Here is a 14,758-nt window from a genome sequence, read left to right on the forward strand (position 1 = left end):
TTTTTTGTGTGAAAATCTTAAATTCTCTTATATCACTTATATTTAAAGAATGACAAAGGTGCAAAGTGACAAAGTGACAAAGGAAAAAACTTAGAACCTTTGCTACTTTGCACCTTTGTCACTTTTCTATTATTTAGGAAGAGGAGCTCCAACTGCAATATCGCAACGGTGACCTGGTTTTCCATGTGGTGGATTCATTCCTTCTGCAACTGTCGCCTCATTTCCTTCTGTGCTTAACAACGCTGGAACTGGGTTTGATGCTGGAGGAGTAACGCTAAAGTTTTGAGTAACTGTTCCGCTTTGAGCCGTATTTGTGGTTGTCGGAGTTGCTGTCGCTTTAGGCGAGTTTAGAGGCGCTCCAACAGGAATATCACATCGATGTCCTGGCTGTCCGTGTGGCGGATTCATTCCTTTTGCCACTTTAACTGGCGCGGCAGTTGTAGTCGTAACCATTTTCTGCTGATTCGGATTTATCTGTACGGTTTGTCCTTGAGTTGCTTGAACTTGCTGTGTCGGCGCAGAATTTAAAGGCGCTCCAACTGCAATATCGCAACGGTGGCCCGGCTGTCCGTGCGCAGGATTAATTCCTTTGGTATCGCTTAAAACTGTATTTGGATTTGCTGCAGGATTTTGCACCACTGGCGCAGCAGGTTTAGTTGTATCTTTTGCAAGTCCTAATCTTACTAATTCGGAAGTTGCTGTACTTTCTTGCGGTTCTAATTCCTTTTTACAGGAAACGAACAATAGAGAAGTTACAGCGAGTGAACTTATAAGTAATTTTGCCTTCATGACTGGGGTATTTGTATTGATGAATCAAATATAGTGGTTTTTTGAGAGATTAAATGACATGAATATTGTTAATGATAATTTAATGAGGTACAAAGGTACATAGTCATTAGGCATCCTAAAATAAACTTTGCGCTTTGGTGCCTTTGTGGCAATAATTGGTTTTTTTTTAGTTTTCTTATATCACTTATATGGTTCAAAAAAATTATACCTTTAAAGTCAAATAACATATCTCATGAAAAAAATACTTTTACTTCTTGTATTCGCTGCAACTTTTGCAAATGCACAAACCGACAAAAACAAAATCAATCAAACTCTTGACGCGTGGCATAAAGCTGCGGGCGAGGTAAAATATGATGCTTACTTTAATGTATTGGCAGACGATGCAATCTACATTGGAACTGATGCAACTGAAAATTGGACTAAAAAAGAATTTGCTATCTGGGCAAAACCATTTTTTGATAAAGGAACAACTTGGAATTTTAAAGCCTTAGAGCGTCATATCTTTTTTGGTAAAAGCGGAAAAATTGCTTGGTTTGATGAATTACTAGACACGCAAATGAAAATCTGTCGCGGTTCTGGAGTCTTAATAAAAGTGGGGAACGAATGGAAAATTCAACATTATGTTTTATCCATGACGATTCCGAATGACGAAGTTGATGCTGTAACTAAGATAAAAGCGCCAATTGAAGACGCTTTGATTGCGAAACTTCAGAAAAAATAAAACATTTTACGGTTTTCTTATTATAAACGTAACTTTTTGAGCATATTAGAAGCGATGTTAGCAGATTAATTTTAATTAATTCGGCAAAAACAGCGCTTTTTTGTAACTTTAGAATAAGATACTGTCAAAAAAATGAGCTGTATTTTACAAAATTGATCAAAATAAAACCCATACCTCTATTTTAACAGCCTTTAAAACAAGAATCTTTATTTTTTTCTAACTTTGACCCCAAAAAAAATAGGGTTAAACAAAGTATTTTAAAAATGAAAATAGAAAAACGCTGGATTATCTCCTTTATCATGATAAGCGTCGTATGTACGATAGGGGCATTTTGGCCAACAGTTACAGAAAATAATTATGTTTTATCAGAATTCGGAACTATAGATCATATCGTTCCTGCTGATGTTGCTTGGATGCTTACTTCGAGCTGTTTAGTTTTAATTATGACACCAGGATTGTCTTTCTTCTATGGTGGAATGGTTGGCAAGAAAAACGTTATTTCGACCATGCTACAAAGTTTTATCTGTTTGGGTGTCGTTACACTTTTATGGGTTGTCGTAGCTTTTAGTTTGGCTTTTGGAGAACCGGTTGGTTTTGGTTCTGGAGATCATTTTTATAGCTTTTTCGGAAATCCGACTACTTTTGCTTTTATGGATTATGTTGGTGTTCTGCCTCATAAACAATTGGCCAATACGATTCCGTTTATGCTTTTTGCTTTGTTTCAGATGAAATTTGCCATCATTTGCCCTGCAATCATTACGGGTTCGTTTGCTGAGCGTGTTCGTTTTATTTCTTATTTAGTTTTCATTAGTTTATTCACGATATTCATTTATGCTCCTTTATGTCACGCAGTTTGGTACCCAACAGGTGTTTTAGGAAGCTATTTTGGTGTTAAAGATTTTGCAGGAGGAACTGTGGTGCACATGAGTTCTGGTTTTGCAGCTTTGGCAGGCGTTATTGTTTTAGGAAAAAGAAAAAATAGCCAGCATATTCCAACCAATATTCCGTTTGTATTATTAGGAACGGGAATGCTTTGGTTCGGCTGGTTCGGATTCAACGCTGGATCTGCTCTTGCTGCCAATGGAACTGCAGCTATGGCTTTTGCAACCACGACAACTTCATCGGCTGCAGCCATGTTAACTTGGATTTTCTTTGATAGAATGAATGGAAGAAAAGTTTCTGCTCTTGGAGCATGTATTGGAGCTGTTGTGGGTCTTGTTGCCATTACACCAGCTGCCGGATTTGTTTCGGTGCCAGAAAGTATGTTCTTCGGTTTTATTACGGCTTTGGTTTCTAATACAGCTGTAAACTGTAAATATTCTAAAAAATTCGACGATACACTTGATGTTTTTGCTTGTCACGGTGTTGGCGGAATTATGGGAATGATTCTAACTGCTATTTTCGCTCACGGCGAAGATGCAAGCTTACTTCACGGCGGATGGAATGTTTTCGGACATCACATGATGGCGTTGGTTTTAGTTTCGATTTTTACTTTCTTCGGAGCTTATTTCTTGTTCAAAGTAACCAATTTCATTATTCCTCTGAGAGTTTCAGAAGAATCAGAACACATCGGATTGGATTTATCTCAACATGATGAATCACTTGATCCAAAATTAAAACCAATTACAGAACCTCATTACGGTTAATATTATTTTTTCCGCCACGAATTCACGAATTATTTTTAAAATAAAATTCGTGAATTCGTGGCGGAAAACTTTTTAAACCTAATTACGCTATTTTCATTCGTTTATATTCCTTAATTTTGCCGAAAATTTTTGTAAAAGTGGGAAGTAAAAATAAACTAAAAAGATTCAGAGAAAACGAAACATTTCAAAACGTTTTTCAACCAACCAGAGAAGAAGTTGTAGGTGATTTAATGCCTTTAAAAGGAAAATGGAATTCTGATTTCTTTAAAAATGATAATCCATTAGTTTTAGAATTAGGATGTGGAAAGGGAGAATATTCTGTTGGATTAGCAGAAAGATATCCTGACAAAAATTTTATCGGAATTGACATTAAAGGTGCTCGTTTCTGGCGTGGTGCTAAAACTGCTGTAGAAAACGGTCTTCATAATGTAGCTTTCGTTCGCACGCAAATCGAATTGATCAATCATATTTTTGCTGAAGGCGAAGTTGACGAAATCTGGATTACTTTCCCAGATCCGCAAATCAAATACAAAAGAACCAAACATAGAATGACGAATTCTGAGTTTTTGAAATTGTACAAAAAAATCCTGAAAAAAGACGGTGTCGTAAACCTTAAAACCGATAGCGAATTTATGCACGGCTACACTCTTGGATTGCTTCATGGCGAAGGTCACGAGGTTTTGTATGCCAACCATAACGTATATAAAAACGAAGGAAGCCCTGAAGTTGTGACTTCTATTCAGACTTTCTACGAAAAACAATATTTAGAAATTAATAAGGCAATTACGTATATTCGTTTCAAAATTAAAGACTAACTTTAATTTTGAAACCTTTATCTAACCCATTTTAATAGCTAAATGACCTACCTTACTCCTTTACTTTCGGGCTTTATTGCCGCTGCCATTGGAACTATTCCGCCAGGATTGCTCAATATGACGGCTGCCAAAATAAAAATGAAAGAAGGAAAAAAGAATGCTCTGTCGTTTGTAATTGGTGCGGTTTTAATTATTTTTTTTCAGGCTTACATTGCGGTATTGTTTGCTCGTGTGATAGACAATCGCCCAGATGTTGTAATATTATTGCGTGAAGCTGGTTTTATCATTTTTTCGATCTTAACCATTTATTTTTTCTTTTTTGCAAAAGATCCAATAGCAAAGAAAAAAACGAAACTAAAGAAGACCAGCAAAAAAAGCAGTTTCTTTCTCGGAATGCTGCTTTCGGGATTAAACTTCTTTCCTATCCCGTATTATGTTGTAATAAGTGTAACGCTTGCTTCATATCATCTTTTCGTATTCGAAAACACTATTATTCTAACCTTTGTATTGGGCTCGGTTCTTGGAGCTTTTGCAATTTTATATAGTTATATTGCTTTCTTTGGAAAAATAGAAAAGAAAACCGATTATTTCATGCGAAACATGAATACCATTATCGGAACTATCACAGGATTGGTTGCACTTGCGACACTTTTTAATATCTTGAATTACTACTTCGGATAAATAAACCTAACCATTAAGAGATTAAGAAAAATTAAGTTTTTATTTTTATTAACTTCATATCGGAATGGTAAAAATATTTTAAAATGACTGAAGAAAATTTTTTCGAAAGAGTGTATGTAATCGTCAGACAAATCCCATTTGGAAAAGTTACTTCTTATGGCGCTATTGCAAAAGCTTTAGGTGCTGCCCGCTCAGCAAGAATGGTGGGCTGGGCAATGAATGCCTGCCATAATATGGACGATGTTCCTGCGCACCGAGTTGTAAACCAAAAAGGACTACTAACAGGAAAGCATCATTTTGACGGAACCAATTTAATGCAGCAACTTTTAGAAAATGAAGGAATTAAAGTAGTCAACAATCAGATTGTAGATTTTGAAAAGCATTTCTGGAAACCGGAAGTCGAATCGTAAAAATCATTTATACCATATAAGTGATATAAGTTCATTTTAGAAGAAAGAATTTATATTTTTATTTTTCTCTCGCAGATCTAGCCGATTTTCTTTTTTTTTAAAATTCAAAATCTGCCGAATCTGCAAAATCTGCGGGAACCAAAAACTTTGCGCCTTTGCGGCAAACCTACTAAATCAAACAAATCACAAAACTTGTTTTATCTTCATCCGTTTGATAGCTTAGATAACCTCCATGTGCTTCTATAATATTTTTAGAAAGCGTTAATCCAATTCCCGCTCCATCTTTTCTAGTGGTAAAAAACGGAAGAAAAACTTTATCTCGAATCTCAGCATCAACCCCTTTTCCATTATCGGCAATCACAATAAAAAAGCGATTGTTTTCAGTATAACTCGAAATTAGTAGTTTCTTTTCTGTTTTTTCTTTTAATGCATGAATACTATTGGTAATCAAATTGATAATCACTTGCTCCATCTGATTTTTATCAATCATAATAGAACGTGAACTGTGTATTTCATTTATCAATTCGATTCCTTCGTCTTTCAAGATCGGACTCATAATTCGTAAACAATCTTCAAATAAAGCATTAATTGGCGTCATTTGCTTGTTTGGCGTTGGCAGCATTGCCAGTTTACGATAATTCTCCACGAAAAACTGCAAATGATCACTTCTATTGATAATGGTTGAAATACTGCTTTTGATGTCTTCAAAATCATCTTCTTCTAATTCTTCCTGATCTACAATATGAAGCAAATTCTGCGAAAGCGCACGAATCGGCGTTAAAGAATTCATTAATTCATGCGAAATAATCTTCATTAAATTAATCCATGCTTCTTTTTCTTTTTTCTCGATCACTCGCTGAATGCTATCTAGCAAAATGATAAAATACTCTTTATTATACGTTTGAGTATGCGAAGTCTGAAGCATAAAAGTCTGAAGGTCTTGATCTTCAATTTTGATAGAAATAGCAGTCTTAAGTTCTGTAAAACCAACCTTTTCAATCTCACTGCACAAACTCGGAATATAGTTTTTAAGATATTGCCAATGGCTTACTTTTGGCACTTTGAAGAGATTTGAAAAACAGTCATTCATTATAAAAACAGACCAAGAATCGTTTTCTTTCTCTAAAATTAAGGCTGCAGTATCTATACTGTTCAAAATCGAACGATAGATTATTTCTTTGGAAGTCTGTTCTTGTCTCTGTGTCTTTAATGTATCATACAATTGGTAGAGACTGTTGAAATTATCTCTTTTATGCTCTTCCGGAAAATGGGCAGAAAAGTCATCATGCAAAATTGAGTGTATGGTTTTATCATAAAACAGCAACTGATTTTTGACGAAAAAATACATTTCGAAAAGGAAAATCAAAACGAAAACTCCAGCCAAAATACCATTGAATCGAAATCCTTTATAAAACAATAAAGCACTGCAAAGAAAGAGTGCCATGACAAACACTACTCTTACGAACAACGCGTTATAAAATTTCCAGTTTTTCATTTAGTTTTTTTGTTTGCCACTCCCGATAGCTATCGGGATAAAAAGATTAAAGTTTTTTTTATCTGCTAAATTTGCAAAATCTGCGTGAAACTAAAATTTAAGATAAAGTAAAAATCTTAACTCTTGCTTCTTTTTCTCTAATTCTTCAAATCGTATTTTTCTATTCTTCTGTATAATGCAGCGCGCGACAAACCAAGTTCTTCAGCCGTTTTACTGATGTTCCCGTTGTGTTTGAACAATGCTTTTTCAATGGCGCCTTTTTCCATTTCCGATAATGGATTTTCATCATTTTCTTGAATTTCCTCAAAATCCAAAATATCTAAATCCATTACCGAAATGGTATTGTTTTCAGCCAAAATCAAAGCGCGTTCGATTTTGTTTTCCATTTCGCGGACATTTCCTTTCCACGGATATTTTTCCAGATATGGTGCCGCATTTTCCTCAAAATGCCAGTTTTCCTGATTGTATTTTTCAGCAATCTGTTCCAGAATAAAGTTTGCCATTGGTACAATGTCATCTTTTCTTTCGCGAAGAGATGGAAGATTTATTTCCATTGTATTTATTCTGTACAATAAATCTTCACGGAACGTTTTATTCTTTACCTCAGTTTTTATATCACTGTTTGTAGCTGCGATTACGCGAACATTCAATGGTCTTGGCTTGCTTTCGCCCAAACGCGTTACGGTTTTGGTTTGCAAAACATGCAATAATTTAGCTTGAAGATGTAGCGGAATATTCCCAATTTCGTCTAAAAAAATAGTTCCGTTTGAAGCATTCTCGAAACGGCCTGGAGTATCGATTTTAGCATCTGTAAAAGCACCTTTTGCGTAACCGAAAAGTTCGCTTTCAAATAAATTATCACTTAACGAACCCAAATCTACATGCACAAAAGGCTGGTTTCTTCTTTCTGAATGCTGATGAATATATTCTGCAAAAACATACTTTCCTGTTCCGTTTTCGCCCAAAATCAAAACATTGGCATCTGTTCGGGCCACTTTTTCGGCTATAGAATACGCTTGCTTTATTTTTGCCGAAGTCCCGACAAAATATTTTTTCTCGGTCTTTTCTAATTTTTCTGAAGTTGTTTTTTTACTGTTTTTTCTGCTTTCGATAACTGCTTTATCAATAACTTCTAACAGTTTTTCGTTGTTCCAAGGCTTTAGAACATAATCAAAAGCTCCAATTTTAATGCCTTCTACAGCAGTTTCAATTTTTCCAAAAGCGGTCATTAAAATCACAATAGTTTGTGGAGAAAGCTCTTTAATTTCTTTCAGCCAATGAATTCCTTCGCGCCCGTCTTCAAAACCAATTCGGTAATTCATATCCAGCAAAACCACATTTATGTCATTTTCGCTTAAAATTGAAATGATTTTTTTGGGACTATTGGTTGTAAAAATGGTTTCGAAATGCTTTTTAAGAATCATTTTTGCAGAAAAAAGAATTTCTTCCTGATCGTCGACAACTAATATTTGGGCTAGTTTTTTTCTCATGTGGTCTTTTTTCTGTCCGCTTACGAACGGTCAACTGTTCATTATCGGACACTGCTTTTTTGAAGTGTTTTCTGAAGCCTCTTTAAAATCAATACTTTACAAATAATAAATTCTATGGCACAGTATTTACCTATTGATTATCAGTAAAATATTTAAAAAAATGGACACGATAATTCCTCGTAAAAATAAAAAATTTAGATATCTCGCAATAGCAATTGCTGTTTTTTTAGTTTTGCTTACCATCTCGGTTTTCGCTTTTAACACCAAAAGAACTTTAAATGTAAAAGCAGACGAATTGGTAATTCAAAAAGCGGAAAAAGCTTTTTTTGAAGATTTTGTCGTTTTTCAGGCAAAAGTAGAACCTTTGAATGTTATGCTGGTAAACGTTACCGAAGGTGGTTCTGTAAAAGAGATTTTTGTAGAAAATGGCGCAATGGTCACCAAAGGGCAATCTCTGGCTCGTTTGTATAATCCGAACACAGAATTGAATTATCTGACTCAGGAAACTGCTATTATTGAGCAAATCAACAATTTGAATACGGGGAAATTAAACATCCGAAATCAGGAATTAAACTTAAACAAAGATTTAGTTTTAATTGAACATGATTACAACGATGCCAAAAGATTGTACGATATGAATGCAAAGCTGTACGAGAAAGATGTAATTTCTAAAAATGACTGGAATACTTTTAAAGAAAGCCTTCGTTTTCAAGAAGAACGTAAAAAAACAATTCAGCAGAGCATTCAAAAAGAAAAACAAAGCAATCAGGTTCAGATTTCTCAAATAAACCGTTCGATCCAGACTATGGAAAAGAGTTTGGATATTCTTAGAAATAACAAAAAGAACTTTTTAATCACAGCGCCAGAAACAGGTCGACTGACTTCTTTTGAACCTGTTCTAGGGAAGACTTTTCAGGCAGGCGCAAGTATCGGAAAAATTGATTCTAATAAAGGATACAAATTGACTGCCGAAGTTGACGAATTTTATTTGGAAAAACTTAGAGAAGGATTAAAAGGACAAGTGGAATTTAAAGGCAAAAATCTTGAAGTTATTGTTACTAAAGTAATTCCAGAAGTTAAAGGCGGAAGATTTACCGTAGAATTGGCTTTTGCATCGAAAGAAAATATTGTGCTTCAGGATGGACTTAGCTTTGGCGTAAAATTGATTTTATCTGAAAAGAACAAAACTTTAGTTATTCCGAGAGGCGCTTTTAATCAAGAAGCAGCCGGAAAATGGATTTTTGTAGTAAACGGAAATAAAGCCGTAAGAAGAAATATCAAATTAGGACGCGAGAATCCTTCTTACTACGAAGTTTTAGAAGGCTTAAAAGAAGGCGAATCTGTAGTCACTTCTTCTTATACCGATTATATAGATATTGAAGAGCTTTCTCTTGAGTTGCAGTCACAGTAGACAGTCGCAGTTTTACAATTCACAATTCACAATTCACAATTATAAAAGATCAATCATCAATCAAAAAACGATTTTAATAACATTTCAAAACCTTAAAAAATTATGATCACAATTCAGAATTTAACCAAAGTTTTTAGAACAGAAGAAATAGAAACTGCTGCTTTGAGCGGTATCAATTTAGAAATAAAAAAAGGTGATTTTCTAACTATCATGGGGCCTTCGGGCTGTGGAAAATCGACTTTATTAAACATAATCGGTCTTCTTGACGGCGCTAGTGGCGGAAGCTACAAATTACTAAATCAAGAAATGATTGGTTTGAAAGAAAAAGGAAGAGCGCAGGTGAGAAAAGAAAACATTGGTTTCATTTTTCAAAATTTCAACCTAATCGATGAGCTTTCTGTTTACGATAATATCGAACTGCCTTTGCTTTATAACAATGTAAAAGCTTCTGAAAGAAAACAAAAAATTGAGGCTATTGCTGAGAAACTTAATATCTCTCATCGTTTGAAGCATTTCCCGCAACAGCTTTCTGGAGGTCAGCAGCAGAGAGTTGCCGTTGCAAGAGCTTTGGTAAATGATCCGAAAATTATTTTGGCCGATGAGCCGACCGGAAACTTAGACAGTAAAAACGGCAATGAGGTAATGGAGCTTTTAACCGATCTACATGCTAAAGGCGCTACTATTTTGATGGTTACCCACTCTGATTATGATGCTTCTTTTTCGCAGAGAACCATTCATATGAAAGACGGAGTTATATTTTCTGAAAAGTTAAACCAACGAAATGTTGATGTTTTTATGGACGCTAAATAATAAAGTGATGATTAAAATTATTGTTACTGCACTTGTAGTTCTGGTAGAATTAGTGTGCAAAATATTTACTATGATTTAAAACCGAAAGGTTTCGAAAAAAACTGCCATATCAACTATAAAAATATATATCAAAATGATTTTTAACTGGTTTAAAATATTTATATATCATTTAAAACAAAGCAAACTGTTTTCGTTTTTAAATGTTCTGGGATTAAGCATCGGAATTGCTTCAATTATTTTTGCCATTCTTTACTGGAATAATGAGCATTCTTACGACCAATGGAATCCGGAAAAAGAAAACTCTTATTTGGTTCTTAACAAAATTGGCTCGGGAGACATTTGGGCTTCCAATTCGATTCCTTTTGGAGAAACTTCCAAAGCAAGCATACCAGAAATTGAGGAAATATGCTTTATGAACAACTGGTACGACGAAGAAGTGATCAAATATAAAGATCAAAAACTGTTGACTAAAAACATTATGGTTTCTGATGAAAATTTCTTCGACTTTTTCCCTTTCGAAATCGTAAAAGGTGCCAAACAGAATATCCTAAAAGAAAAAAATAGTGTAGCCATTTCTACTGAACAAGCCGAATTGCTTTTTAAGAATGAAGATCCTATTGGAAAATCTATTTCATACAATAATAACATTTACACTGTTAAGTCGGTTTACCGATTAATTAAACCTTCATCAATTGAGCCAACTTACGTTTTTAGCGGTGTAAAAAGAGAAGGAGATTTAAATAGCTGGGGGAATTTTAATTATGGCTTAATGGTCAAAATTAAAGATGGAGTTGATCCTGCTCTTGTTTTAAAGAAAATGCAGAATGTAGTTTATATAAACAGAACGGTAAAAGATGCTAAAGAAAGCGGGCAAACTGTCGAACAATATATTAAAGAAAATGGTGAAGTAAAAGTAATTATAGACCAACTGAAAACATCTCGTTTGCACGGTACAAAAAGTTCAGGAGGGAAAAATTTTCCAGAAGGTTATGGCAATTTAAAATTGCTTTATATTATGCTAGGTTTATCTGTTTTGATTTTAGTTTTATCATTGGTAAACTATATCAATTTGGCGACAGCATCGGCAATAAAACGCGCCAAAGAAGTTGGAGTACGCAAAATCGTAGGCGCCTCTAAAAACCAGATTATTGCTCAGTTTATTTTTGAAACTGCCATAATCGTAACATTAGCCATTTTATTTGCTTTGGCTATTGTAGAACTATCATTGCCTTACTACAACAACTTCCTGAACAAAACACTAACTATAAATGGCAGTGAATTCTACCTGCAGCTTATTTTAATATTTGGATTAGTAATCATTTTTGCAGGTATTTTCCCTGCCATTTATATTTCAAATTTTGAGACTTTAAAAGTTTTGAAAGGGAATTTTTCAAGAAGTAAAAGTGGTATCTGGATTCGAAATTCTATGCTTATTTTTCAATTCGGAATCGCTGCATTCTTTATTATTGGCGCATTAATTGTCAATTCTCAAGTTAATTATATGATGGAAAAAGATTTAGGTTTCAGCGGAGATCAGGTAATTTCTATTCCATTTAATAACCTTGATAGATCTAAACGAACAGACCAATATTTAGCCACCAAACAAGAAATCAAAAAAATACCCGGCGTTTTAGGTGTTTCTGCTTTTGCAGGATCTTTTGGAGGAAGCACCAATTCTAGCTCTGGCTTTAAGCACAATGGCATTTTTGTACAGCCAAGAAATGTGGAAATGGATTTTGGTTTCCTTGATATGATGAAAATCAAAATTGTAAAAGGGCGTGATTTGTCTCCTCAATATGCTTCAGATACCATAAGCAGCATGCTTATGAATGAAACCTTAGTAAAAACACTTAATCTTAAAGACCCAATAAATACTATTATAACATCTGGATGGGGAAATGATAAAGGTAATTTGAAATTTAAAATTGTAGGGGTTGTTAAAGATTTTAATATCACTGGCCTTCAGGACAAAGTCCCTCCAATGGTATTCATAAACTTACAAACTTTAAAATGGAATAATTTTAATAATGTGCTTGTAAAGGTTTCTCCTAATAATTTAACAGAAACGTTAGAAAAATTGAAATCATATTGGGAGAAGAATGTCAATCCAGATTATCCGTTTGATTACGAATTTGTTAACAAAGGATTTGCGAAGACTTACGCGGAGCAAGTAAAGCAGAAAAATCTGTTTTTCATCTTAAATTTGGTTGTAATTGTAATTGCTGTATTTGGATTGTTTGCTTTGGCATCATTTTCGATGGAGAGAAGATTGAAAGAAATCGCCATTCGAAAAACATTAGGAGCCGAAACAGATATCCTCTTAAAAGAATTATCGAAACAATATATTGTTTTCTGTTTAATAGGATTTGGAATCGGAATTGTTCCTGCTTATATATTATTACAGAAATGGCTTGAAGATTTCGCTTTTAGAATTGGAATTTCGACAGTACCTTTTGCAATTGCCTTGATTTCTCTTTTGATTTTAACTTTAGTAATCGTTTTAACAAAAGCATTTCAGGTAACCAAAATAGATGTCTTAAAATATTTAAAATACGAATAAGCTTGTAGACCATTTTTTTTAAAGAAGCCCGACAGATTTCAGTAAAATCCGTCGGGCTTTTATGTTTAATCTCTCATGGTTACGGCATCATTATAAATTAGCTTGTCTAAACTCTGATCTCGATCATAGACATCTGGAAAAAAGTTGACTTCTCCGTTGTCCTGAACCCAACAGGTAAAATAACCTATATAAACTGGAATTTTGCGTTTTAGCATACAAGTTGTTTCTTTTTCTCCGCTCATAGCACTGTCAATTTTATCTACAGGCCAGTCTGGATCGTCTTTTAGAATATGCAGTGCAAGCTGTTTGGCTTCTTTAACATTTATACAGCCATGGCTAAAAGTGCGCTTTTCAAATTCGAACAAACTTTTTGCTGGCGTATCGTGCATATAAATATCGTTTGGATTGGGGAACATAAATTTTACTAATCCAAGAGAATTCTTTGGTCCAGGTTTTTGTCTCACTTTCCCTCCATTCCATTCCATATTATGATCTGCCAAATAATTTTTATCATTTGCAATTTGAAGTTTTAATTCGTTTTGAATAATACTCGTTGGCACATACCAATACGGACTAAAAACAATTCGATCCATATTGCCGCTAAAAATTACAGTCTCACTAAGTCTGTTGCCAACAAAAATATCCGAAACCAAATCATATTTTCCGTCCTTAACATAAAAAAGCCTGAATGAAGGAATATTAACCATAACATACTCTTCAGCCTTGGCCAATTTAGTCGGAATCCATCTGCATCTTTCCATATTCAGCATAATCGTTCTGATTCTTTTGCTGATTGGCTCATTCATCTGATTGATAATATCTCTCGTTAGAGCATAATTAATTTTTAGATTGTATCTCTTTTTATAATTTAAAACTCCTGCCATCAATTCTTCATCATAAATATCGCTTCCAGAATCTTGTTTTAAATCTCCGACCACAAATAAGCGATTTCTAATTTGTTTTATGGCAATAGCTGTATCATCTGGTCTTAAATCTTTAAAAGTAGCACTGTAAATCGTAATTTTCTGCCATAGGTTATCGGTTTCTATTTTGCGGTATTTTTTTAGTGCATCTTTCAATCTGTAGTATTGGCTAAATAAAAGATTATCATCTTTATCCAATCGATCAGAATCTACCATTAATGAATCTAGAATGTGAGTATACGAAATAGATTTTGCAGGAAGGTACCAGCCTATTTTTTTCAATGTCGCAGGATCAACTCCAGAATATACATTACTGGCATAAAATACATACATGCTTGTCAGCAGTAATTCGGTATCTAGCTGTGATGGTTTACTGGAAGCGCTCTCGTTAAAAGCCTCATCAATTTGTTCTTTATAGGGCATTTTCTCTTCAATTCCCTGATCTTTCAGAACATTTACTTTCTGATATAATAATGAGCCGAATTCTGTTATACTTTTATCATCATACCAAATAGATTTATAATCTTTGGCTTTGTAAATACCCTCAACATCTTTCTGATATTTTTTAAGTTTAGGATATCTTTTAAAAAAGGCATTAATCGAAGCTGCGTCAAGAGTAATGACAGAAACAGCTTTTGAATTTGTTATATCAGCCTTGCTTTTGGCACTATTGGAAAATGAATTGAATGAAAATGCAAAAAAACTGACTGTAACAATAATTAAAGAAGAAGTAAAATTTCGCATATTTTTAAAGTTTTAAATTGGTAGAAACAACTTTAAAAAAAATACCGAAAACCCAATAAATTGCTCAAAAAACCTTAGTTTTCACATATTTTTTTCATATCTGACAATCATCGATTTGGGCTATCAAATATAATGAAGTTTTGTGAGAATTTTATTTAAACGGAAGAAAAACTTATATAAAAATATTCAGCTAAATCGAAAAAGTTTTTCTCAAATCATCAAATCAGTTTTATCATTTTTTATAAAAATTACTTTTGAATAAT

At 34.0% G+C, this 14,758-nt stretch carries 12 protein-coding genes; 8 read left to right on the forward strand and 4 right to left on the reverse strand.

Translation table 11 applies throughout. From position 1 onward, the window contains the following. Positions 1-129: 129 nt before the first annotated feature. The gene (locus BB050_RS06335) at positions 130-789 is read right to left on the reverse strand and encodes a hypothetical protein (RefSeq protein ID WP_066033001.1); all 660 of its coding nucleotides are present in this window, start codon (positions 787-789) and stop codon (positions 130-132) included. Between the two features lie 232 nt (positions 790-1,021). On the opposite strand from BB050_RS06335, the gene BB050_RS06340 reads away from it, so the two are divergent. The 5 genes from BB050_RS06340 (at position 1,022) to BB050_RS06360 (ending at position 5,062) form a co-directional block, all read left to right on the forward strand. Further along, positions 1,022-1,510, forward strand: a complete 489-nt coding sequence (locus tag BB050_RS06340; protein ID WP_066033002.1) for a nuclear transport factor 2 family protein — start codon at positions 1,022-1,024, stop codon at positions 1,508-1,510. A 263-nt stretch (positions 1,511-1,773) separates the two neighbouring features. Beyond that, complete coding sequence (locus BB050_RS06345) at positions 1,774-3,156, forward strand: ammonium transporter (protein ID WP_066033003.1); 1,383 nt, start codon at positions 1,774-1,776, stop codon at positions 3,154-3,156. A gap of 137 nt (positions 3,157-3,293) precedes the next feature. Further along, complete coding sequence (trmB, locus tag BB050_RS06350) at positions 3,294-3,971, forward strand: tRNA (guanosine(46)-N7)-methyltransferase TrmB (protein ID WP_008466277.1); 678 nt, start codon at positions 3,294-3,296, stop codon at positions 3,969-3,971. Positions 3,972-4,013: 42 nt separating this feature from the next. Next, entirely contained in the window at positions 4,014-4,652 is a 639-nt protein-coding gene (locus tag BB050_RS06355; RefSeq protein WP_008466275.1) for a lysine transporter LysE, read from the forward strand. A gap of 83 nt (positions 4,653-4,735) precedes the next feature. Then, positions 4,736-5,062, forward strand: a complete 327-nt coding sequence (locus tag BB050_RS06360; RefSeq protein WP_066033004.1) for an MGMT family protein — start codon at positions 4,736-4,738, stop codon at positions 5,060-5,062. Positions 5,063-5,231: 169 nt separating this feature from the next. Here the strand turns inward: BB050_RS06360 and BB050_RS06365 are convergent, their stop codons facing one another. Both BB050_RS06365 and BB050_RS06370 read right to left on the reverse strand, forming a co-directional pair. Next, positions 5,232-6,557, reverse strand: a complete 1,326-nt coding sequence (locus BB050_RS06365; protein WP_066033005.1) for a sensor histidine kinase — start codon at positions 6,555-6,557, stop codon at positions 5,232-5,234. Positions 6,558-6,694: 137 nt separating this feature from the next. After that, entirely contained in the window at positions 6,695-8,047 is a 1,353-nt protein-coding gene (locus tag BB050_RS06370) for a sigma-54-dependent transcriptional regulator (RefSeq protein ID WP_066033006.1), read from the reverse strand. A 160-nt stretch (positions 8,048-8,207) separates the two neighbouring features. Between BB050_RS06370 and BB050_RS06375 the strand changes: the two genes are divergently transcribed. The 3 genes from BB050_RS06375 to BB050_RS06385 all read left to right on the forward strand — a co-directional run bounded on the left by BB050_RS06375 (position 8,208) and on the right by BB050_RS06385 (position 12,828). Further along, positions 8,208-9,458: an efflux RND transporter periplasmic adaptor subunit gene (locus tag BB050_RS06375; RefSeq protein ID WP_083219811.1), complete on the forward strand. Its 1,251-nt coding sequence runs from the start codon at positions 8,208-8,210 to the stop codon at positions 9,456-9,458. 102 nt (positions 9,459-9,560) lie between these two features. Beyond that, positions 9,561-10,268 (forward strand): ABC transporter ATP-binding protein, encoded by a 708-nt coding sequence (locus BB050_RS06380; RefSeq protein ID WP_066033008.1) that lies wholly within the window; start codon positions 9,561-9,563, stop codon positions 10,266-10,268. Positions 10,269-10,401: 133 nt separating this feature from the next. Beyond that, complete coding sequence (locus BB050_RS06385) at positions 10,402-12,828, forward strand: ABC transporter permease (RefSeq protein WP_066033009.1); 2,427 nt, start codon at positions 10,402-10,404, stop codon at positions 12,826-12,828. A gap of 65 nt (positions 12,829-12,893) precedes the next feature. Here the strand turns inward: BB050_RS06385 and BB050_RS06390 are convergent, their stop codons facing one another. Further along, the gene (locus tag BB050_RS06390; protein ID WP_066033010.1) at positions 12,894-14,495 is read right to left on the reverse strand and encodes a L,D-transpeptidase family protein; all 1,602 of its coding nucleotides are present in this window, start codon (positions 14,493-14,495) and stop codon (positions 12,894-12,896) included. Between the last annotated feature and the right edge of the window lie 263 nt (positions 14,496-14,758).

The organism is Flavobacterium anhuiense (assembly GCF_001705175.1).
GTDB lineage: Bacteria > Bacteroidota > Bacteroidia > Flavobacteriales > Flavobacteriaceae > Flavobacterium > Flavobacterium anhuiense.